The sequence below is a fragment of the Salicibibacter cibarius genome (genome assembly GCF_016495725.1).
GTDB classification, from domain to species: Bacteria; Bacillota; Bacilli; order Bacillales; family Marinococcaceae; genus Salicibibacter; species Salicibibacter cibarius.
The window spans coordinates 4,053,582-4,076,547 of sequence record NZ_CP054705.1; the positions used below are offsets into that span (position 1 = coordinate 4,053,582).

Genomic DNA, 22,966 nt, shown 5'->3' on the forward strand with positions numbered 1-22,966 from the left:
GCATCACCTCTCTGTTAGAAGAAAAATAAACCTGTAGGCGTTGGAATATCCAGCCAAACATTGAAAACGACAATCACAAATACCATGCTTCCTAAGGAAACACCGACACTCGACACCCAGGAATATTTTTCAATGAATTTAAATGTAAAGAAGCTGAAAAGCGTTAAAACCAAAATCAACCCCAACACATCGACCAAAGTTATTGAAATAATCAAAGCTAGTAAAAAAACAGAAGCCTGTTTAAGTCCTTTCTTTGACTTAAAAAAAGATTGACCTTCGTTATGATCTTCCTTTTTTACAGTATGCGAAAGGATTAAAGTTGTCGCTAATAGAATCAAAATGATGCTTAGCCATACTGGAGCAAAGCCGGGACCTGGCCCAAAATCAGAACTATATTCAAAACCTAGGGCTTCTACCAACATAAAGATGGAAAATAACAGGAGCATAAACGCAAATATAATTTCTGCTTTTTTCATTAAAAATAACCCCCGGTAAATTATTCGATGATGTCTGCTTCTCGTAAGTTTTCTTCAAACACTTCATTAAAGTCATGCATGTATTCTTCAAGCTCATCGCCAGCTAAAAAATCTGGCTCGAGCATTTGGGGTTCCTGATATTCCTCAATCCAGCGTTCATTTTGTGATAACTCTTCAAAAGCATTACTCCAATATTCTTGGTCTTCCTCAGACATATCAGGAGGGCCATAAACAACTCTATAGAGAGACCAGGTAAGTTCTTCGTAACCCAGCTCCTTCGCCGTAGGAACATCAGGCAGTGCCTCGGACCGTTCTTCTGAAGTTACAGCTATTGGGGTGACGTCACCACTTTCTATATACTCCATCGCTGATCCAATCTGTTGTGCGCTTGCGTCAATATGTCCTCCCAATAGACCGGTAAAAGCCTCACCAGCACTTTGATAAGGGAGATAGGTCGCTTCCTGACCAATAGCATCATCGAGTAACATGGCTACCATATGGTCAGATGTACCAACACCGTAACTGCCAAAAATGAGATCCTCTTCCTCAGCCGCTTCTACGTATTCGTTAAATGTCTCAATTTCGCTGTCAGCAGGTACGACAATAACATAAGACTGTTCACCAAGAAGAGCAATAGGACTGAAATCTTCATAATTAAATGCATAATCAGATTGTAGAGGCGCGGTTAAAAAAGTAGAATTAGCCAGGATCAAATGATCACCTGATCCCCTTTGGTTATAGAGATGGGACATCGCTACCCCTCCATTTCCGCCCGGACGGTTATCAACATTAATGAAATCATCTACAATGTCCTCTTCCATCATGATTTCACTCATTAATCTCAAAATAGTATCTGACCCCCCGCCGGGTTCAGCTGCAGCAATAAATTCTGCGTGACCTTCAGGATTCGTTTGTGCTTCTGAAGTGTCACCGCTTTCACTACATGCAGTAAGCACCCCAATGAGTGCTATAGAAAGGGATAGTACTATTATCCACTTCAGTTTCATCGTTAAATCCCCCTAGTTGAATTAACGTTTCGTTTTGCTTTGAGACATGGAATCAATAACATCTTCCCATTGTTCAGGCGCTTCTCCACTAAAGCTGTCACGTAAACCGAAAGATGAAATAAAGTCTAGCTTTTCTTTAACCGCTGTAGCCATCACAGAATGAATATTTGCTTCCTCAAGCATGGTAATGGAACCATCAAGTTCTGCCGATCGACGTTCGGCATGAATGCTTGTCCCTGTAACCATCCGATTCATTGAAGACTCATAGCTGTCCCCATCCATCGTGTGACCGATTCCCTCAATCACTGTGTCTTCAACACCAAATGTTCTGGCTGCCTGTAACATCTCAATATTTAAGGTCGCAAACCCTTTCATATATATACTTCGTACTAGCTTAATCGCTGTAGAGTCTCCAGGGTTTCCGCTTATTATTTTCAAATTCATATGGTAGTTTTTAAGCTTTTCCGCTAATACCTCAACGCCAGGTCCACTTATCAGCATAGGGACTTTGTGCTTTTCAACAAGAAGAGGGCCGACCATTGCACAGTCTACAAACAAAGCTTCACTTTTTCTAACTTCAAAATGTGCCTTTCGCTTAACTTCCGGACTTGCAGCCGTAACATCAACATATATATGTTTCTCACTTATGAATGGTTTGATTTCTTTTGCCACTTCCAACGCCTTAGTCGCTGGCACAGCCACAAAAAGCAGATCAGTTTGCTTACATACTTCCTCCATACTATTGACGATTTGAACATTCTCGGATTTACTACGGGTTTGAATTAATTCTTTAAAATTTGAATGAAATGCCATCGGATCATAAGCGATGAGATCGATCGATTGATCTTCCTTTCTAAAACCGCTTGATAGCGCAAAGGATGCATCTCCATAGCCGATAAAACCAATATTCATAGTACATTCCTCCGATTATTTGTTTCTATAATAACCAGCCATTTTCTCCTCCAGCCAATCAGGTTCGATTTGAACGGAGGCCGGATCATCGACATAGTTTGCAATGGTTGCCAATCGTTTTTCTTCGTACCCAAGTTTCTTTTCAGCCTTTAAAAGGATGTCCTCTATTTTATCTTGAGGAACTACGACAACCCCATCCTCGTCTCCTAAAATGAGATCTCCGGGATTGACAGCCGCACCACCACAAGCAATTTGAGATAGAAGCTCACCGGGACCGTCTTTGTACGGGCCATTCGGCGAGTAGCCAATGGAGAAAATAGGTAAACCTAATTCCTCTAATGCATTTCGGTCACGTACGCACCCATCAATGACTAATCCTTCCAGTCCAACGGCTTTGGCTGCTCCAGCCATCAATTCACCTAAATAGGCACTATCCGTATGTCCTTTACCGTTAGCAATAAGAACATACCCTTCGCCGCCTTGATAGATTGCCTCGTGCAAAAATAGATTATCTCCCACTCGCAATTCAACAGTGTAAGCTGTCCCTACCGTTTTCATAGAATTAGAGACTGGCTTGATGGAATGATGCATCGCCCCCCGTTCTCCCATAGCATCTGCTAAAAGGGAAGAACTGAGTTTTTTGGCTTTATCTATAACCTGTTGGCTTAGCAACTCCGGTAATTCCAAACGTTTTTTATTCATGAATCTTACCCCTTATTTTCCAAGTTTGATTTCACATTTCCTAAATGATGTAATAGCGCAGACTTCGCTTGTTCAGGATCATGATTTTTAATGGCCTGATAAATAGCCTTATGTTCTTCGTAGATTTCATTTCTACGGTTAGGCAAATGACCTAATTTTTTAATGGTCTTTTTGATTAGATCCATCTGAAGATCTATAAAGCTGACAAGAACATAATTTTTGGTCGCTTTTGCGATGGTGAGGTGAAAGTTTCGATCCGAGCTGTTCTCTTTCATTTCAGTTGATTGATCTTTTCCCCACTCATCTAATGCCGCTTTGATAGCGGCAACATCCTCTTCTGTCGCAACCCTTGCAGCCCGCTCAACAATACCCGTTTCAAACACTTCTCTAGCTACAAGCAAATCCATAATGGTGGCGGTTTCAATTTCTTCAAAAAGTTGATTCCAATCTCTATAATCATCCAAACGATGACTAATATATCTCCCACCACCCGGTTTCGTCTCCACGATGCCTTCTCTTTCAAGAATGCGATAGGCTTCACGTAAGGTACTTCGGCTAATTCCAAAATCCTCAGCCAGTTTTCGCTCTGTAGGCAGCAAATCACCAGGAGATAGATTTCCTTCAAAAATCATATTTTCCAGTTGCTTCACCACTTCTTCATACACCCGATGATGCTTTACTTTTTGAACGTCCATTCATTCACCCCTTTTTGGTCCGTTGGATAATTGGGCCAACCAATATTTATTTTTTACAATATAGGAAAGCTATCCATTAGTCAAGGATTTTTCAACAAGAATTATTACAAGCTTCATTGTGGTTCATTGTAAAATCAAGAAGAAGAACCCATTTGGAAAAAAGATTGACCAAAAAGAATTCTTCTGCATTGTGGCGTTTCAATTTTTATAAAAAAGTTACAGTTACTCACGATTGTGGAATAACAATTCATAACGTTGATGTTTTTTCGATTTTGCTCTTGTTGACTTCTGTTGACCAGTTGTTGACCAAATTTAGCATATAGCAACAAAAATCATCTAGTGAAAAAATGAAACAAATAAAAACCCTAATACATCAGATGTTCAGATCTAAATCCAATTGAGAATATTAGATATACAGAAATGGTAAGGATGAGGTCGCCGGTTCGAGTCCGGCAGGAAGCTCCAGTACAGAAACGATCAAACCCTTTTCATACAAGGGTTTTTATTATGTCTTAAACTGGTACAGTTTAAGGCGTTTTCATTGATACAGCCAATTTGGGTCTTATTTTCTTTGTATGAACACTCCTACAAATGCCAGGTATTCCACGATCCATTTCAATACATGTTTCGAGCCCAGCAGGAAGCACCATCTAAAATGATTCTCCACTAATAAGGGATTAAGCGTTTCCCCTTATTAAGCAAGATCAATCTGTTGACCATTTCAAAAGCGGAGTATGTGTGCCTGAAATTTACAATCGACACATCAACAGGACGCAAGAACACCGGGCCGTGTAAGCTCATTTTTTCAAACTAGGGTGTTCTTTATACCGTGCTGGCAAGCTCGTCCACGTTGTTTTTGTACTCAAGTACAATGTCCAGGGAATCCTTAACGAATCATTAACAATGTATACGTTGCAACCTCCATAATCCAGTTTTCTTGGATTCGGAATCACCCTCCATTAGAAGGCGCGTTTAATATAAACTTCCGCGAAGAGAACGTCCGAAATCCCCATTATGACACCACTAGAAGGAAGATCAACCCAATTAGAGGTGCCATGAGTGAGTCATGTACAAATGGTATTGCTTCCGGACATTGGAGGAGAATCTGTAGCTTCCATTATACTGAATCCCGCATCAGCCATTGAATTTGTTGAAGGTAAAACAAGGTCTGCATGTAATACAGTACTGCCTCGCAGTTCATGAATCAGGAATTTTCTAAACTCGTCATTATAGTTTTCTAAATACATTTTCTTATCAAACATCGTTTCCCCTGGTATATCAACTACTCCTCCCACCACAACTCTCGATAGTTCACCTTCAGCATGAGCATCAATCGTGTGTACTAATTTATTTACTTTTATCCCAATCCTCCTCCATGTCATGATGTAACATCTTTATCTGACTCCACTGGTATTGATTCGTTTGATTGTTCACCAGTTCTCCATATAAACCAGCCTGTGAAACCGTAAATAAGCGATATAATTACTACGAGTATATTGAACCAGGCAAAAGATAAGTATGACATTGTACTAATCCCTAAAACTGCTGCCATATACACTCCACCGTCAGTCCAGGGAACGAGTGGTGTCATAACTGTTCCACCTGCTTCTGTATTACGGGCTAATATACGTTTATCCACATTCATATGCTCATAATTCTTTTCCGTAATTTTACTTCCGGTAATGCTTGATACATAAGCAGCTCCACCAAAGAAGTTACCAAAAAAAGCAGTTAACATTGTACTCAATGATAGTTTGCCAGTACTGTTTGCCCATGAAGCTAGTATATTGGTCAGTGTTTGGAGGATTCCCGTCTTTTCCATTAGACCTCCTAGACCAAGAGCGAGAAGAATTAAGAGAATAACGTCAAGCATAAACTCAATGCCGCCCGTATTCAAAAGTTCATCAATGATTAAATAACCCGTTTCTACAGCATATCCTTCATAAAGGGCCATAAACGAGTCATATATGGATCTTCCTTGGAACAATACAGCCCAAATTGCTCCCAATAATGCGCCAAAAGCAATCGTTGGAATCGGAGGTTTCCTCATTGCTAAAAGGACAACAACAATTACTGCGGGAATCAACATGTACCACTGAATATTGAAAAATTCTTCGAGAGCGAACATCGTCTCTTGAGCTTGACTCATATCAACAGTGTCCCCGACATAAAATATACCGACAATGATAAACAAAATACTAGCAATAACAAAAGCTGGCAGGCTAACAAATAACATCGATCTAATGTGTTCCACGATGTCGACTTTTGTTAAAGATGAAACCAAGACTGTAGTATCTGACAACGGTGAGAGTTTGTCGCCTACATAAGCCCCTGAAATCACAGCCCCTGCAACTAATGGAAGAGGTATACCGAAACTTTGACCAACTGCCATCATAGCAACGCCTGCGGTACCTGCGGTTCCAAACGAAGTACCTGTACAAAGACTGGTAATAGCACATACAACCATTGCAGCAAACAGGAAAATTACCGGATGAATCATGCTTATTCCGTAATAAATTAGAGTTGGTACAACTCCTCCAAGAATCCATGTACCAATGATAGCCCCGACAGTAATTAAAATCAGCGTAGCTTCAAGTCCTCTGGAGATCCCTTCCTGAATCCCGTCTTGCATTGAATAATAATTATGTCCCAGATAAATCCCAAACAAAATAATCGCTGTCCAGGCTAAAATTAATGCCATTTGAATCGGGATGTCAAATACAGCTAACGATAAGAACATAATAGCAATAAAAACTAATAAGATTCCCAACACTTCTAGACCATTCGGCAATCGAATCTTTCTTTCAGTTGAATCAGTTGTCATTTCAGAGACTCCTTTTTGATATTTTAAACGAAAGGCAAATTATGTTGGAAAAGCTATGTCGGCATATACGCGATAATGTTTTATCAAATGTTTGAACACCTGCTTCTGCTACTTGTATGTCATTAAGAACACTACTGCCACACCAATAACACCTATTACCTTCCGTCTGTTTTAAGAGGGGTATCGCCACCAAAGATAACAAGAAGTCCTTGGTTTGTTGTGTTTGAGCCATAAGATCGGTATTAAGTACGGTTACTTCTGATAGATTAGCCGTAGGCATCTTTACAGCGATCGAAGTCCACGCTTTGTGTTGAGCGATACCAATGCTCGCTAACCATGCGTCATCCATCAATACTAATACTCGTGTTTTCACAGGGGCCGGTCTCTATTAAAAATGAATTTTATACCCTCAAGAATATTACGAATTAATTTTGTTGAGACCGTCTTTTATTTTTTAGAGAATCTTGATGTAATTTAGAAATCGCTAAAAATACACCCTGAGTCCGTAGGTTTTACATCTACAAAGTTTTTTACATAATATATTTTTCATATCAAAAACCCTTCATATAGTGGATCATCCGGGTCTATAACAAAACGATTCATACTTAAAACCTTTGGTGACAATTCGATAGTCGCTTCCATCAAATTACCTTCTGTGCAATCAAGTGATACTGTTATTGATTCATTAGACAACCCTTGTGGAGACCATGAATAGGGGGTTTTTATCTTTGCATTCTTTGCTTGGATCGCTAATTGGGCTACTGCCCCTTCCAATGGAGAACGACTTATCGTTTGTGATTGCCGAATTGTAATTAGTCGATCTCCTTTCTCCCCTTTCTCCGAAGCAATGATGCCCTCCACATTCAGGTGGGATGGCCATTTTCTGTCTAACTCTGCAGCAATTTGTTTCAGCTCATTCATCCCTGTCTCATCCAAAGGAAACGATAGGATATCAGTTGGAAGCACAGCATAGTTTCGTTGACCTATGGTGACAAGATTTGCTTCTGCATTATTTTGATAAACAGGCAAGAGGACCTTTTCTTCATGTGCAAAAACCTGAGTGTGGAGGACAACTTTAACACCTCTGTTAGCGGGTTGTGTACTGGCTTTAATCAAGCCATCCGCTGTGTCAACAAAAATAGTACCCCAATTCATTTTTCCTGTTTCATGTAGATAAGAAATAGCGGCGGCTACTCCCGACAAGGAAAAACTTCGAAATCCACCCTGGTCCATAAAAAGAAGTCCTAAATTAGCTTCCGAATTGACTTGCTCGGTAATGATACAGCCGGTCATTGCCCGGTGCCCCCGCGGTTCACGTAAAAGTAGTTGTCTTTGCGGTTGAAAATGTTGTTCCGCAAAGGCTTGCTTATCCAGCATTGTCATTCCTATAACATTAATATCAGTCCAAATGCGTATGGCATTTCCCGCGACATGTACATCTGTAGTTGTTAGTACTTTACTTAAATCAAGCATCCAATTTTCTCCTTATTCAATTCTAACTATGACCATTCATAGGAGGAACGAGCAAAAATCCTTTCCCTGCGAGATCTTCTTGATCATGAAAAAATTGATGCATACCCATGAGCCAAGCTGAACCTTTAATCATTGTTGTTACAGATTCATGTGTATCAAAAGATTCAACCTCAATGATACGTGCTTCAAATAAAGATCCTACAATGCTTTCATGTATAAAAGCGTCATTTTTTTGCCATCTTTCATAATGATGAAGATTCGCAAGCTTGGCAGAAGTTCCTGTTCCACATGGAGAACGATCAATACCTCCGGGAGGAACAACGACCGTGTTTTTCACATGGGCTTTCGGATTTTCCGGCGTTGTAAAAAATTCAACATGGGTTACGCCCTGAATAAATGGTTTTTCAGGATGCTGGATAATGACGTTTTCGTTCACAGCATTACGAATCCTAATCCCTTTATCAACAATTTCCGGAGCATTTTCTGGCGTAAGACGTAACCCGAGAGAGTCAGCGTCTACAATAGCATAAAAGTTTCCCCCATATGCAATGTCACAGGAAATTGCACCAATATCAATCACATTGACATTAACTGTTTCCATATGAAATGCAGGCACATTTTTGAACTCAACTGCCTTGGCTTTTCCGTTTTCAATTTCGACTTTTGCTCGAACAAGACCGGCCGGGGTATCCAAATTGATCCACGTTTCATGAGAAGTCGTGTGTACCCCTCCGCTTTCCACAAGAGCAGTGCAAACCCCTATAGTGTCATGGCCACACATTGGAAGATAACCGCCGGTCTCGATGAATATAACTCCAAAGTCCGCTTCTGGGTGACATGGTTCTACTAAAAGTGCGCCTGACATTACATCATGTCCACGCGGCTCATACATCAGTAACCGCCTGATCCAGTCATGTTCTTTTTGAACTTCCAACATTTTTTCATCCATGGTTTTTCCGTTTAATTTCGGAACCCCACTAAGAACTGTTCTGGTCGGATTTCCTCCTGTATGTGTATCTATAGTGAAAAAAACGCCATCTGCTTTCATTATTGCGTCACCTTTTTCTGAAATCGTTGTAGAGATAAAGGTTCCGGTGGCACAATCATCTCCTTTTTTTCGTTAATCATTTCTGAAACGAGCTTCCCTGTTACCGCTGCCAAACTGATGCCGTCGCCTTCATGACCAGCAGCGACATAGAAACCGGGAATATCATCCACTTTAGATACAATCGGTAAATGATCTTCCGTCCATGGACGAAAGCCCGTGTATGCGCGAATCATCAGCATATCTTCTATTCCTGGATAAAAGCGGATCGCACGTCGTGCAATAGCTTGTACGACACGGTGATTGACAGCGCTATCAAAACCAATGAACTCTCGGCTGCTTCCGATGAGAAAATTTTGACTCTCCGTCGGTTCAAAGACAAGCGCTACACCGTATCGTTCTGTTTCTTCGTCAACTTGCCGTTCACCGCCAAATTTAGACATCAAGTATCCGAATTCCATCATTTTTCTTTCTCCAACAGGTTGGGAGCGTGAGGATACTAGGATATGTCCTTTCCGGGGATAAATAGGAATCTCCAAACCGACCATTGCTCCAATTTCTCGCGCCCATACACCAGCGGCATTTACAACTTTTTGGGTATGTACTGCCCCATCCGTTGTATTTATATTAAAACATCCATCATTCAAATGTTGAATATCTGTGACCTCAGTATGCGTACGCAATTGACACCCAAAGTTCATTGCTTCTTCCATAAGAGCATAAGTGAGCAAATACGGGTTCACAGTTGCATCGGACGCACACTCAAGGCCTCCCGGCAGATGGTCAGAGAAGTAAGGAGATTCTTGGTGGATGTCCTCCCGATCAAGCATCCGAAAAGACAATCCGGCATCCTTTTGAAGTTGAACCCATTTTTCTGCAGCTTCCATTTCCTGTTCTGATTCGCAAACAAGAATACTCCCCGGATTTCTGTACTCAAAAGGTAAGGTTAATTCTTCCGATAATTCTTTGACGAGGTTTTGACTTTGCAAGGACATTTGACTATCGAATCCCGGATCTTTATCAATAGCTAGAATATTGCCATCACATTTGGAAGATGTCCCACTTGCTACGTCTCCTCGATCAATGACTGTAACCGTGTGCCCGGCTTTTCCAAGATAATAAGCAATCGCTGCGCCTATAATCCCTCCACCAATAATAGCAATGTCTGTATTCGTATTCGACAAGAAGAACCTCCTTTCTTACTCAGTATCTCTAATAATGCAATGTTCATGCCAATTGGCAACCATACTTCTTTTTTTCTACCTTTGGCAGCTAATATAAACAGTATGGTATGATATAATAAAATTGGTGATTAAAAAATTAGACATGCATGTCTAAAATATTTAACAGGTGGTGTATCATGGAACAATTCCATTTGAATATAAACCAATTTTTGAACACTGATATTGACTTACTCGAAGTTAATAATTGGGAAAAATTGCAAAAGATTAAAAATGGTTTTGTCAATTATAATAATAATTACTATATGATTGCAGATGGCATCCTTAAGCAAGCGACGCTTATTGACAACTCTGCAGAATTTCATGTGGTGGTTCAGACCCTTTATGAATATTCGGTTGTACTTGTCGCTGAGCATGATGAGATCAAGGGATACTTATCGTTAAACGAAATGCTTCCGCAATTGGTACATCATTACCAAACATTACTTTCCTATTTTACGATTATTACTAAAACAAGCGAGGCATCCGTGACGGTTATTAATGATAAGCGGGAGGTTATTCTCTGGACAGAAGGTGCGGAAAGAATCTTTTCTCTTCCTCATGAAAAAATTCAAGGTGATGACATCACAAATCATTTTGAGAAAGATAAGCTTGCCGTCACCGAGGCCTTGTATAGAGGCCAAGCATTGCAACAAAGTCATCATCTCCCTCGGGACGATGTATTTGTTTTAATCAATACTTCACCGGTGTATGTCAACGGAAAAATTGTTGGCGCTGTCGCTTCTGAGACAGATATAACCAGTCAAGTTAAATTAAACCGAGAATTAATGCAGGCATCGGAACGCATCCACCGTTTAGAACAAAATTTACAAACGCTTCAACCAAGCGACGATCCTTTCCGAGAAATCAAGGGACAGAGTGCCCCTTTGGAACACACGAAGCGTATGATTGAAAAATTAAGACATACTGAAGTGTCGGTTTTGATTTTAGGCGAGAGTGGGGTTGGTAAAGAGCTTTTCGCAAAAGCGATACATGAAACGCGGGAAACTAAGGAGAGCCCTTTCGTTGCCATAAATTGTGGAGCTATTCCAAACGCTTTATTTGAAAGTGAATTGTTTGGTTATGAACGAGGGGCATTCTCAGGCGCTGACCAAAAAGGTAAAAATGGCAAGTTCGAATTAGCGCGAAATGGGACCCTGTTTTTAGATGAAATCGCTGAAATGCCTCTAGATATGCAAGTGAAATTATTACGCGTATTACAAGATAAAAAGTATTTTGCCGTCGGCGGTTCTAAAGAGATACAAGCAAATTTCCGAGTAATCGCAGCGACCAACCGCGATCTTGATCAATTCGTAGAAGAAGGCCTTTTTCGAGAAGACTTATATTATCGATTGAATGTTGTTAATTTAACAATCCCACCGTTGCGTGAGCGAAAAGAAGATATTGTTCAACTCGTTCATCACTTTTTATATGAATTATCTGTACGCTACCATAAACCCATTCCAGAATTATCCCCTCAGTTCATGAATGCATTGCTTAAACATAATTGGAAAGGAAACGTAAGGGAATTGCGAAATGCTTTAGAACGACTTGTCGTTTTTTCTAATGATGGGGAAGCATTTATCGAAGATTTACCTTTCCTTGCCAAGCAAGTTCCAATGAACAACAATGAATCCAATGTACAACCATCAACATTGCAAGCTTCTATGGATAAGCACGAACGTCAACTATTAACCGAAGCATTAAAACATTCGGGGTCTAATAAACAACGCTGTGCTGCCGATCTCGGTATTAGTCGCGCAACGCTCTACAACAAGTTGCAAAAACATAACCTTGAATAAACGTTGGCATCTTTTTTGCATGAAAAGGGATAGGAGGTTTTACTTATGTCTACTTTAATAGTCTGTCGTTGTGAAGAAGTGAGTCTGGAGACTTTACAAAAAACCGCATATCAATATAATTGCTCTTCCAGAGAATTAAAGCTAAGGACACGAGCAGGGATGGGTATTTGTGGCGGAAGAAGTTGTAGAATGATGATTGAGCAAATCGCCGGCTCGGGCAATGATGGAAAAATTTACGGAACTGTTCCTTTAAAATATCAACCTCCTGTCCGCCCTGTTCCCTTTGGGGTATGGGGAGGGTTAAGCGATGAATAAACGTATCCATACCCATCCGGTTCTCGACGATTTACCTCTAAAAGGGGAAATTACGTTTTCTTTTAACGGGGAAACATTATCGGCACATAAAGGAGATACGATCGCTACTGCTTTACTTGCCAATCAAATACGCACTTTACGTTATCATGAAGAGAGCGGAAGCCCTCGGGGTATATATTGCAATATAGGGCACTGTTTTGAATGTAGGGTTACGGTTAATGACTATCCTGGAGTAAGGGCATGTTTGACATTAATTGAAGAAGATATGGTGATAACCAGCGGAGAGAAACTCTCGCAACCATTAAAACAAGGAGGTGAAAAGCATGCTTGATGTTATGATTATCGGTGCAGGACCTGCCGGATTATCAACTGCCATATCCGCAGCACAACATGGTCTACATGTGGAAATCGTTGATGAATACTACCAGCCTGGAGGAAGATTACTTGGGCAATTACATCAGGAACCTGACGGTGAATGGTGGAACGGTATTGAGGAAACTGAAAAATTATTGGAACAAATAGAACCCTTACATATTACTATTCACTATAGCACTTCGGTTTATGACCTACAAAAAGTTAATGAAAAGTGGATCATTTATACGAATGAAGGGGATTGGGAAAGTCAAACAGTAGTAATAGCAACGGGCGCCACAGAAAGCCCAATCCCTGTTCCCGGTTGGACGCTTCCGGGTGTAATGTCAATTGGTGCTGCCCAAGTTATGACGAATGTGCAACGCATAAAACCGGGAGAACGTGGCATTGTCATAGGGTTAAATGTACTCTCGTTTGCAATCACTCGTGAGTTGCAACTTGCGGGTGTTGATGTAGCAGCAATGCTTTTACCGCCCCCTCATCTTCTTTCTAAAAAAGAGGCTGAACCTCAAGAAGTTCTTGGTTCTTTGCTTCGTTTTTCTCACCTAGCACCATCGCTATTAATGCGCCGAGGTGCTCCCTTTGTAAAAGGGGGCTTCGGAAAAAATCTCGTCACATCATTTTATCCAGAGAAAGGAATGAGCGTTTGGGGGATCCCTTTACAATTACGACGAACTGCCTTAGAGATTAAAGGAAAAAATCAAGTTGAAGCTATACGAGTAGCCAAAGTCAATAGAAAGGGGGAGTTGCATAATGCAATTACCCATGATGTAGATGTTGATTTTGTTTGTATTGCAGGGGGGCTCTCCCCACTTGTGGAACTAGCAGCCATCGCAGGATGCCAATTTATCCATGAAGATTCCCTCGGTGGTTACGTGCCTGTGCACAACGAAAAGATGGAAACCGCTGTTTCCGGATTATATGTAGCGGGGAATATAACAGGTATTGAAAGCGCTAAAGTTGCCATTTCACAAGGAACTGTGGCAGGTTTAGCCGTTGCAAAAGCTATGGGTGCACGTATGAACAACGGAAAGATCAATGACGCTTTGCAAGAAGTGGAATCAACACGAGCTGCCGCAACCATACAGTTCCATCCAAACATTATTTCAGTGCGTAAGTCTATGTATAAGACAGAAGGGATTTTTACTAAAGTAAAGGAGTGATTTCTGGTTTTAAAAATTGATACAAAGCTTCAAAAAAATAAAAGTAGAATGTAAATGAGTCATCTATAAAAATAAAAGGAGGACAATATGTTGGTACGACTTGAAGGAGCTTTTCCTGTTTTAATAACACCAATGACACAAAAAGCTGAAGTAGACTATGATGGATTAAGAGGAAACATCGATCATTATATTAACGAAAAAGTTGCAGGTATTGTTGTCAATGGAAGCACAGGTGAGTTTGTCAGTTTAACGAAAGAAGAACGCTTTAAGGTTGCACGAGTTGCAGTTGAGCATGTGAATGGCCAAATCCCGCTTGTTGTTGGAACAGCTGCCGAAACAACAAAAGATGCGATAGAGTATACACAACAGGCTGAGACAGTCGGAGCTGATGCAGCTTTACTGATCAATTCGTATTATGCCCATCCAAAAGATCCAGAAATCTATGAACACTTTAAAGCAGTCGCTGAATCTGTTTCCCTCCCAGTGATGATTTATAATAACCCTTTCACAACTGGTGTGAATATTGGTACAGAAACGATTTTACAAGTTGCCAATGATGTAGACAACATAACCCATATTAAAGAATCAAGTGGGGACATCAGCAAGGTACGTGATATTACAAGACAAGGAAAAGGATTTATCAAGACCTTTTGCGGCTCGGATGATTTGGCACTTGAATCCTTTCTAGTGGGAGCCACTGGTTGGATTTCCGTTGCGGGAAATATTGTGCCGAGCCTTGTAACAGATCTCTATAACATTACTGCACAAAATGATTTAGAAGAAGCATGGAAGCTTTACGATCAAATTTTACCACTGTGCAATTTCATTGAAGGTTCTGGTAAATATGTACAGATTGTGAAGCGCGCAATGGATTTACAAGGATTGGCAGGTGGTCCACCACGTAAACCGAGATTGCCGTTAGATGAAACTGAAGAAAAAGAATTGAAGGAACTATTAAATGAATTACAAGGTGTATCTCTTTAAATAACGGCCATAAATTCATTGCTTAACAAAGAAACAACTAATTCCAAGGAGGTTTTATTGACATGGAAACTAAAGATGTTGTTTTAAAACCTAGAGTTCAAGAGTTTTTGCAAGGCGTTAAAGGCTTGTATATTGACGGTAAATACGTTCAATCGATCCATAACAGCAAGTTTAACGTGTTAAATCCCGCTACCGAAGAAGTCATCTCAGAAGTGAGCGAAGCACAAAAGGATGATATTGATAAAGCTGTGGCAGCTGCCAAAGAAGCTTTTAATGAAGGTGAATGGACTAATCTCGAAGCTACAGAAAGATCACGTTTGATTTATAAATTTGCTGACTTATTGGAAGAACACCGGGAAGAAATCGCGCAGTTAGAATCACTTGATAATGGTAAACCTTATCAACTTGCTCTGGAAGATGATGTGGATGGAACCGTTGAGCACTTCCGTTATTATGCAGGATGGGCAACGAAAATAACAGGTAAAACAGTGAATGTTTCCCCAGATTATTTAAATTATATTGTGCATGAACCAGTAGGTGTTGTTGGACAGATAATACCATGGAATTTTCCATTAGCAATGGCGGGATGGAAACTGGGATCAGCACTGGCTGTTGGTTGTACAGTAGTGATAAAACCGGCACCCGAAACCCCTCTTTCTCTATTATACGTTGCTCAATTGTTCAACGAAGCTGGCTTTCCGAACGGTGTTATTAATATTGTACCAGGTGCTGGCGATGTCGCAGGTGAAGCAATAATCACACATGAAGATGTTGAGAAGGTAGCTTTCACAGGATCAACTTCAGTCGGAAAAAATGTTATGAAAAAAGCGGCTGATGATATTAAAGGTATCACTTTAGAACTCGGCGGAAAATCTCCAAGTATTATTTTTGAAGATGCAAAGCTTGATGAGGCTATTGAAGGCGCATTCAATGGTACTATGTACAATCATGGACAAAATTGCAGTGCATGTACTCGAGTATATGTGCAACGTAACCTTTATGATGAGGTAGTTGAAGAACTGGCAAAGCGCGCTAAAGCCATGAAATTAGGTCCGGGTATGGATGAAGATATAGAAATGGGCCCACTTATTTCAGCCAAACAGCAACAAAGAGTCCTCAATTATATTGAGAAAGGTAAAGAGGAAGGTGCTCGTTTGATTGCTGGCGGTCAAAAAGCTTTTGATAAAGGCTATTTTGTAGAACCCACAGTCTTCGCTGATGTCGACGATGATATGACGATTGCCAGAGAAGAAATTTTTGGGCCGGTCATTGCAGTCTTTCCATTTGATTCAGAAGAAGAAGTTATCAAACGGGCCAATGACAGCGAATATGGATTGGCTGCCAGTGTTTGGACCGAGAATATTCGAAAGGGACACCGAGTTTCTGGAAAACTTCAAGCTGGTACTGTTTGGGTAAACGACTTTGGACTTGAATTGGAAACAATGCCGTTTGGCGGATATAAAAAATCAGGCATTGGACGTGAAATGGGCGGGGAATATGGTTTGGCCAATTATACAGAAGTTAAGAGTGTAATGGTTAGAGTCAATTGAATTTGAAATTCTGCGAGTAGTGAAATGGTAGGGTATTTCCTCTTTATTTTACCAAACTGGGGATACCCTACCTTTTTAATTCATTAACTCGTTTTCACAAACAAACTATTTTACGTCATCAGAAAAAATAACCTCGCATTACTAAATATCCCATAACAATCTCAAACCGGCTGTTACTAGCATTACTATATGCAAATATGGTGAGTCACAATCACACGCCTAGCCGTTTTACATTCGAAACTCCTATTTCTTTTGCAATCCCTCATGATAGGATTTTCAGGTTGGTACCAACCTTATAGTCACACCAACTTCCATTCCGAACTCTTCCAGAGTCTGGCCATATATTCCTCGGATTCTCCTGTATTAGCATTAAAAATGAACGACTGTTTTCGACCTTTGATTTTCAGCTCCGTAAACCATAAAGGTAAATAAACAAGAAAAGTATCTTTGATTTCATATTTTGGCTTTTTTAATAAATATTTTCGATTGATATTTCTTTGCACTTGTTTTACATATTTGTCCACTTGATCTTCAGTCTCTATTTTCGGAGTAACTAAAGCCCCGTCTTTCACTAATTTTTGTTCGGTTGGCGGAACGTTTGTAAATAAGCCTCGATACCCTGAAAAAGCATCAACAAAAGCCATATTAGGTGTAATGCGAGGTGGAAAAGGCTTTCGTTCTGCAATGATGAGAAGCTTAATTATCCACATCGGATGATAGAAATAATGTTTTTCTGAGATATATTGGTGGATTGCTCTACGCGGCATGGTTCTTTTCTGTCGCCACCTGAGACTTTTATAGATCATTGAATCCAATTGTTCTTCTGCAATCATTTCTTTTCCTTTGATTACTTGAATATTTTTTTCCACCCTGATTTCACCTCTCCAGCACTTCAATTATTTACTCACTATTTTCTTTTTCATAAATGGCCTGGGCTGTAAGGAGATCAAAAAGTGACATGCCGACGGATTTGAAAATCGCTACTCCGGCTTTTGCTGAGAGCTCTTTACTATTACAAAGCTCATTGAGGCTTCTTATATAATCCTTTGATATACCTAAGTGTGTAGCTCGTATCATGTCACCGGATTCTTTCAAACCAGTAGGAGTATCGATGCCCCAATGCATGCAAGCATGTAAAACTCGATCAGGTATTTCTTGCATATCGGGTCGAAAAGACCCAACTCCAACAATTAGTTTTCCTTCATATAATTTTTCTTCTTCTGGTAATACAGGAGTTTTTGAAGTAGTTGTTGTTACGATAATGTCTGATTCTCTGACTAGAGCTTCTATAGAAGCAATATAGACATCCACCCCAGAGTACTTTTCTTCTACTTTACGTTTAAATTCTTCTGCTTTTTTCTTGGTACGATTGTACAAAATTACTCTTTGAATCGGTCTTGCCACAAGAGCAGCTTCTAAATGACTCCAGCCCTGAATACCCGTACCAACGATTCCCAAGGTTTTACTCTCCGGCGCAGCCATATATTTCATTCCCAAGCCACCAACAGCACCTGTCTTTAAAGCAGTAATCGTATTCCCATCCATTATCTCAAGTGATTGTAACGTCTGTCGATCGGCCAAAATAACGAGGGCCTGAATTGTGGATAGCCCACGTTCCGAATTACCAGGGGCGACATTTGCAAGTTTTGTTGCATAATAGTTTCCGTGAAAAGCAGGCATGAGCAAAGCAGTATTTTCTTTATCTTCTAGATGCATACGTTCAGGAATGATCGCCTCATCTACAGAAGATGTTTGATAAAAATGCTCAATTGCGGACATTACATCTGCCATAGCTACTTTATTATAGATTTGTGATTCTGTTAGCATCGGTTTTGTTCCTCCTCATAAATCTTTTAGACATCATCTTTCATACGAGTATAATTAAGTTCAACTTGTTTCTTGATGTTTTCAGGCGGTGATTTGGTAAGCAAGCTAACAACAATCATTAGAATCAGTGAAACAGGTGTCGCAATAATGGGCTCGGAAACAAGCTCTCCTGGAGTTGCCACCAGGAAAAGAAAAGTAATAGCTCCACCGAGAATACCGGCAATCGCTCCTGGCGTATTCGCCCGACTCCACCAAATCCCAAGGATTACTGGGAAACCGAAGGCAGACAATAAAAATCCACCTACCCAACCAACCATTATCGCAATCAACTGGGGAGGGTTCAAAGCTATCAGTATGCCGATAAAACCGGCGAACAGCATACAAATAAGCCCAATAGTGGTGACGGTTTTCTGCTTTGCCTTTTTATTAATCGCACCTTTATAAATATCTTGCGCTATACCTGCGGAAACGGCAAGGAGCATCGCATCTGCAGAAGACATGATGGCAGCAATCAAACCTGCAAGCATAATCCCGGCAAGAATCGGAGGTAAATACTGCTCGATGACTGCAACGAAGATCATATCTGTATTATCCACTGTCCCTAGTAGATCAAGGTTCACTCCCGCGATGGTTATGAAGAGCCCAAAGACGAAAACTAATAAATACAATAAACAAGCCCACATGGCAGTCCGTCTTGCGATTTTTGCACTTTTAGCCGTGAAATTTCGCATCACGGCAGAAGGTGACACGATTCCGAAAAACAAGAAAGAGATAAAGATCCCAAAATATGACATCCAGCCAAGTTGCACACTACCAAAATCAGGATCCACAGCGAAAGCGGACTGTACTAACGCTCCAAATCCACCGTGATCAATAAAGATAGCAACAGCTAAAAGAAATAATCCTGCAACGATAATTATACCTTGAACTAAATCCGTATAAGTGATCGCCCACATACCTCCTATAGCTGCATATATAATAAAACCCGCACCTATTAAAATAACAGCGGTAGGATATTCAATACCAAGTACATATTGGCCGATCAAGCCTGAAGCGGTTAATTGTGGAACCATATAAAATGTCATGCTAATGACAACAATAACTGCTGCAATAATTTGAACGGATTTTCCGTATCTTTTTGAGAAATATTCAGGTAAAGTGCGAACCCCCGAGCGTCTCATTTGACCGGCTGTAAGAAATAGCATAAATGGTAGAATCGCTATAGCACCAAATCCGTAAGCAAAAAAGAACGGGAGGCCAAATTCGACACCTGAACCGACTGTCCCCATTAGCGAACTGGCACTCGCTAGTGCTGCAAAAAGCGCGAATGCCCCTACAAAGCTATTAATGCGACGGCCTGCTGCCCAATAATCATCTTCTGTGGACAATGCTCGTCGGGCAAAGTAGATCCCCATTACAATTACGACAATTAGGTAAACGACAATCATAAAGGTTTCCGTAACTTGCATATCGCATATCCCCCGTTTTCAATTTTATTTATGCTATGTCATTTTCCTTTTCGTCTTTCTCATCCAATGTTTCATCTTCAATCGATTCCATCCATCTCACATATATAATGGTCAACAATAACCAAATAAACAATGAGCCAAACATGAGCCAACCGACAAGAGATATTTCATAGAAGTAGATATCCGTGGGCCACCAAGCAAAAACGAATACAATCACGGCTAATAACACCCAAAGTAATTTACCCCCTGGTTCTGCGAGAAAACTTCTCTCCTTACTTTTACTCATAAATATCTTCCTTTCTGTATCATATATCGCTTTCTTTACTATCTGTATTTCACGCCACCGACCATTTACGCCAATCATTGTGGAGACCTAAAGCAATTATTTATGGATCGAATTCCCCCTAACCCTTGACATGTGTGTAAGAGCCGGACAAAAGTTTTGCGTTCTGTTATTGTAATGTTCAAAAATGAACAATTAAATGACGAAACATGCTATCCTCTCGCTAAAAGGCTATCATGGTCTTCATTGTTTGGGAGAATCCATAAACTTTGTTTCTTAAATGTTAGGTGGCATTTTTCGGTAAGGATTTGTGCATAGCCTGTTGAATGAATCGATCTGCCACGGTCGGATACATAATTTCCTCTTCACTCCATCCGGTTTCCGAGTTTAGGCCCGACGGACGGATTGAGGCTGGTAAGTACCAGCTTGAAGATCTTCTAGCAGCGACAATCTTCAAATGATTAGCCTTCAGCTCTCGTACAGGCATCTCATTCGCACCATGGGTCCCTTTGTTACGTTCCACTTCATGCAGAGCAGATAACAAGCTTCATAGCTTCATTAAGTGTTGCGTACGCAAAGGGACCCTTCTCCTTAAACGACCTACCTGCTAAAGCAGGTGGATTTGGACATAAATTGTCCGCGACTGAAAGTCGCATTTCAGACTGAAGTCTGCTGAAAGACCTTAAGCTCAAGCATACTGATTTTGACTGGAACTCAATCATCAATTCTGAATATATCGTTCCTCTTCTCGCTGGTCTGGTTTTCGATATAATTTCTAATGATTTCTTCCGTCACATTTCCTACTGTTGCACAAAAATATCCTCTCGCCCATAAGTGCTGACCCCAATATCTTTTCTTCAGGGCGGGGAATTCGTCTTGGATTAACCTTGATGATCTCCCTTTGAGATATTGCAATATCTTACTCGGTGCTATGCTCGGCGGACAGGACAATAATAAGTGAATATGGTCTTTCCCTACACTTCCTTGTAGTATCGTGATCCCTCTCGCTTCACATCCTTGTCTGATTAGTTCCCTTACTCGGTGGGCAATGTCGCCACGTAACACATGATATCTATACTTTGTAACCCATATAATGTGGTATTTGATGTCATAGACCGCGTGGCTACTTCTTTTGTATTCATCCATACTCTCACCTCGGTTTAAGTATGGACATTCAAAGGCAAGGCTAAAAGCTTATACCGTCTAAAGACGGTGGAGTTAGACCACGCTTCTATAACTTAAATGATTCAGTCCTCCCAATCCTTCCAGATCAGTCCGATACTACGACTTCGGTTAACCTCTGACCGTTCAGCGAACACTTACATATTCAGTTACGGCGTGTACACGGTATCTCGACCAGATCTCCAGGATAATCATCACCACCGATTTATAAACCGAATCCCAAAATCTGCCGTAAAAACAAGCGGGATAATAGAGGTTATTTTAGTTCTTCATGTTTGTTTCCTTAGCCTGTGTATATATTGAAGTTTCGTCGGAGTTAATGTTCACCGAACTTGATTCTTCTAAAGTCATATTTTTTGTTTCCGGTGCCATAGTTAAAGAAATTATCCACCCTATGAAATATAATCCTGCGCAAAAAAACAGTGTGGCTTGTAGTCCAAATGTATCCAATATCAAAGGGAATACGAATGTACTGGAAGCTGCGCCTACACGACTAAACCCTGAGGCAAATCCAAAGGCCGTAGCTCTGATATTGGTCGGAAAAAGTTCATTTGGATAAATCCATTGAAGAGTTTGCATTCCCGTATTAAATATTCCATAGATAACGAATATTGTAAGTACTAATACAAATGGAAATGCATAATTAGCCATTATGCCTAAAACCGCTATGCATATACCCGATATTAAAAATGGATATGTGAGAACCGGCCTTCGTCCCCACTTCTCGATCGCATAAAGTGCTGGCAATATACCAAGTAAATAAAGCACATTAATAACCGCCGATCCCAAAAATTCTGCATCATCAACTGCTCCGAAACCTGCAAGAATTTGTGGAATAAAAAGACCGATTGCAAACAAAGGAGCTACTTGCAAACACCAAAATAAAGAAAGAAAAACGGTCCGTCTTCCGTATCCATTTTTAAAGATATCAATGTAGGATGTTTTTTTCTTCGGTACTGTTGCTTCTTTAGGCAGCGAAACACCTTCCCCCAAAAACTTTTTTATTGTTTCTTGTGCCTCTTTCATTCTACCTTTACTCGCTAACCAAAGTGGAGATTCTGGCATTCCTATCCGTGCAATGAGGAGAATAATCGCTGGCAATGCGACACTTATCAGCATCCAACGCCAACTATCATCTCCTATGGGTAACATCAAATAACCAACTACATAAGAAAGGGCATATCCTACAAACCAAAGCCCTATCATCCCCCCTAATATTGCACCCCTTCTTTTTTTAGGTGAAAACTCTCCCATTAAAGAGCCTGCGATTGGATAATCAGCACCGACTGCAATACCTAGAATTATACGTAAAACCACCAATTGGAGAGCTTCAGTTACAAAAAACATTAATATTGAAGTAATTAGAATAATAATAGTATCAAGGATGAACATTTTCTTTCTACCTATAATGTCGGTTACATAACCAAAAATAGCTCCACCGAAAAACATACCTATAAATAAACTTGATGCCATTAAACCCATCATCAGAGCTGACATTTGAAATTCTGTTTCAAAAACTGCCATTGCAATTGCAATAATTCCTATTGCATAACCATCAATAAATGCACTTCCGCTGGTAACACCGAACATTCTTAAATGAAACTTATTAAAAGGCACATCCTCAATTGTTTTATGGCTCATGGTCTTCCTCCTCAGGTTAAATAT

The 22,966-nt window shown here is 40.4% G+C and carries 23 protein-coding genes; 6 read left to right on the forward strand and 17 right to left on the reverse strand.

Going from position 1 to position 22,966, the window contains the following annotated elements; genetic code table 11:
• Positions 1 to 14: 14 nt before the first annotated feature.
• The 11 genes from HUG15_RS20480 to HUG15_RS20525 all read right to left on the reverse strand — a co-directional run bounded on the left by HUG15_RS20480 (position 15) and on the right by HUG15_RS20525 (position 10,318).
• The gene (locus HUG15_RS20480; protein WP_200125335.1) at positions 15 to 476 is read right to left on the reverse strand and encodes a tripartite tricarboxylate transporter TctB family protein; all 462 of its coding nucleotides are present in this window, start codon (positions 474 to 476) and stop codon (positions 15 to 17) included.
• Between the two features lie 20 nt (positions 477 to 496).
• A complete protein-coding gene (locus HUG15_RS20485; protein ID WP_200125337.1) occupies positions 497 to 1,483 on the reverse strand; it encodes a tripartite tricarboxylate transporter substrate binding protein in 987 nt (328 codons plus the stop codon).
• A gap of 21 nt (positions 1,484 to 1,504) precedes the next feature.
• The gene (locus HUG15_RS20490) at positions 1,505 to 2,395 is read right to left on the reverse strand and encodes an NAD(P)-binding domain-containing protein (RefSeq protein WP_200125339.1); all 891 of its coding nucleotides are present in this window, start codon (positions 2,393 to 2,395) and stop codon (positions 1,505 to 1,507) included.
• Positions 2,396 to 2,410: 15 nt separating this feature from the next.
• Entirely contained in the window at positions 2,411 to 3,097 is a 687-nt protein-coding gene (locus HUG15_RS20495; RefSeq protein ID WP_200125341.1) for an RraA family protein, read from the reverse strand.
• Between the two features lie 5 nt (positions 3,098 to 3,102).
• Positions 3,103 to 3,792, reverse strand: coding sequence for a FadR/GntR family transcriptional regulator (locus HUG15_RS20500; RefSeq protein ID WP_200125342.1), 690 nt, complete (start codon positions 3,790 to 3,792; stop codon positions 3,103 to 3,105).
• Positions 3,793 to 4,856: 1,064 nt separating this feature from the next.
• Positions 4,857 to 5,174 (reverse strand): proline racemase family protein, encoded by a 318-nt coding sequence (locus tag HUG15_RS20505; protein WP_200125344.1) that lies wholly within the window; start codon positions 5,172 to 5,174, stop codon positions 4,857 to 4,859.
• Entirely contained in the window at positions 5,171 to 6,616 is a 1,446-nt protein-coding gene (gene nhaC, locus HUG15_RS20510) for a Na+/H+ antiporter NhaC (RefSeq protein ID WP_200125346.1), read from the reverse strand. Before nhaC ends, HUG15_RS20505 begins: the two co-directional genes overlap by 4 nt.
• Before the next feature lies 1 nt (position 6,617).
• Positions 6,618 to 6,965 (reverse strand): hypothetical protein, encoded by a 348-nt coding sequence (locus HUG15_RS23770; RefSeq protein WP_425504019.1) that lies wholly within the window; start codon positions 6,963 to 6,965, stop codon positions 6,618 to 6,620.
• A gap of 197 nt (positions 6,966 to 7,162) precedes the next feature.
• Positions 7,163 to 8,089 carry a proline racemase family protein gene (locus tag HUG15_RS20515; protein WP_200125348.1) on the reverse strand — a complete coding sequence of 309 codons (927 nt, stop codon included), beginning with the start codon at positions 8,087 to 8,089 and terminating at the stop codon, positions 7,163 to 7,165.
• A gap of 22 nt (positions 8,090 to 8,111) precedes the next feature.
• Complete coding sequence (locus tag HUG15_RS20520) at positions 8,112 to 9,137, reverse strand: proline racemase family protein (RefSeq protein WP_200125350.1); 1,026 nt, start codon at positions 9,135 to 9,137, stop codon at positions 8,112 to 8,114.
• Entirely contained in the window at positions 9,137 to 10,318 is a 1,182-nt protein-coding gene (locus tag HUG15_RS20525) for an NAD(P)/FAD-dependent oxidoreductase (RefSeq protein ID WP_200125352.1), read from the reverse strand. Before HUG15_RS20525 ends, HUG15_RS20520 begins: the two co-directional genes overlap by 1 nt.
• Positions 10,319 to 10,494: 176 nt before the next feature.
• Here HUG15_RS20525 and HUG15_RS20530 point away from each other — a divergent pair, with 176 nt between their 5' ends.
• From HUG15_RS20530 to HUG15_RS20555, 6 genes are all read left to right on the forward strand, one after another.
• Entirely contained in the window at positions 10,495 to 12,156 is a 1,662-nt protein-coding gene (locus HUG15_RS20530) for a sigma-54 interaction domain-containing protein (RefSeq protein WP_200125354.1), read from the forward strand.
• 45 nt (positions 12,157 to 12,201) lie between these two features.
• Positions 12,202 to 12,471 carry a (2Fe-2S)-binding protein gene (locus HUG15_RS20535; protein WP_200125356.1) on the forward strand — a complete coding sequence of 90 codons (270 nt, stop codon included), beginning with the start codon at positions 12,202 to 12,204 and terminating at the stop codon, positions 12,469 to 12,471.
• Complete coding sequence (locus HUG15_RS20540) at positions 12,464 to 12,802, forward strand: (2Fe-2S)-binding protein (protein ID WP_200125358.1); 339 nt, start codon at positions 12,464 to 12,466, stop codon at positions 12,800 to 12,802. The genes HUG15_RS20535 and HUG15_RS20540 overlap by 8 nt, the downstream gene beginning before the upstream one ends.
• Entirely contained in the window at positions 12,795 to 14,006 is a 1,212-nt protein-coding gene (locus tag HUG15_RS20545; protein ID WP_200125360.1) for an NAD(P)/FAD-dependent oxidoreductase, read from the forward strand. The genes HUG15_RS20540 and HUG15_RS20545 overlap by 8 nt, the downstream gene beginning before the upstream one ends.
• Before the next feature lie 90 nt (positions 14,007 to 14,096).
• A complete protein-coding gene (dapA, locus tag HUG15_RS20550; protein WP_200125362.1) occupies positions 14,097 to 14,990 on the forward strand; it encodes a 4-hydroxy-tetrahydrodipicolinate synthase in 894 nt (297 codons plus the stop codon).
• A gap of 62 nt (positions 14,991 to 15,052) precedes the next feature.
• Positions 15,053 to 16,540, forward strand: coding sequence for an aldehyde dehydrogenase family protein (locus tag HUG15_RS20555; protein ID WP_200125364.1), 1,488 nt, complete (start codon positions 15,053 to 15,055; stop codon positions 16,538 to 16,540).
• Positions 16,541 to 16,839: 299 nt separating this feature from the next.
• Here the strand turns inward: HUG15_RS20555 and HUG15_RS20560 are convergent, their stop codons facing one another.
• The 6 genes from HUG15_RS20560 to HUG15_RS20585 all read right to left on the reverse strand — a co-directional run bounded on the left by HUG15_RS20560 (position 16,840) and on the right by HUG15_RS20585 (position 22,942).
• A complete protein-coding gene (locus HUG15_RS20560; protein ID WP_200125366.1) occupies positions 16,840 to 17,409 on the reverse strand; it encodes a hypothetical protein in 570 nt (189 codons plus the stop codon).
• Positions 17,410 to 17,440: 31 nt separating this feature from the next.
• Positions 17,441 to 18,367 carry an ornithine cyclodeaminase family protein gene (locus HUG15_RS20565; protein WP_200125368.1) on the reverse strand — a complete coding sequence of 309 codons (927 nt, stop codon included), beginning with the start codon at positions 18,365 to 18,367 and terminating at the stop codon, positions 17,441 to 17,443.
• Positions 18,368 to 18,393: 26 nt separating this feature from the next.
• Positions 18,394 to 19,836, reverse strand: coding sequence for a sodium:solute symporter family protein (locus tag HUG15_RS20570; RefSeq protein WP_200125370.1), 1,443 nt, complete (start codon positions 19,834 to 19,836; stop codon positions 18,394 to 18,396).
• A 28-nt stretch (positions 19,837 to 19,864) separates the two neighbouring features.
• A complete protein-coding gene (locus HUG15_RS20575; RefSeq protein WP_200125372.1) occupies positions 19,865 to 20,122 on the reverse strand; it encodes a hypothetical protein in 258 nt (85 codons plus the stop codon).
• A gap of 711 nt (positions 20,123 to 20,833) precedes the next feature.
• On the reverse strand, positions 20,834 to 21,265 hold the full coding sequence (tnpA, locus tag HUG15_RS20580) for an IS200/IS605 family transposase (RefSeq protein ID WP_200125374.1): 432 nt from the start codon (positions 21,263 to 21,265) through the stop codon (positions 20,834 to 20,836).
• A 297-nt stretch (positions 21,266 to 21,562) separates the two neighbouring features.
• Complete coding sequence (locus HUG15_RS20585) at positions 21,563 to 22,942, reverse strand: MFS transporter (protein ID WP_200125376.1); 1,380 nt, start codon at positions 22,940 to 22,942, stop codon at positions 21,563 to 21,565.
• Between the last annotated feature and the right edge of the window lie 24 nt (positions 22,943 to 22,966).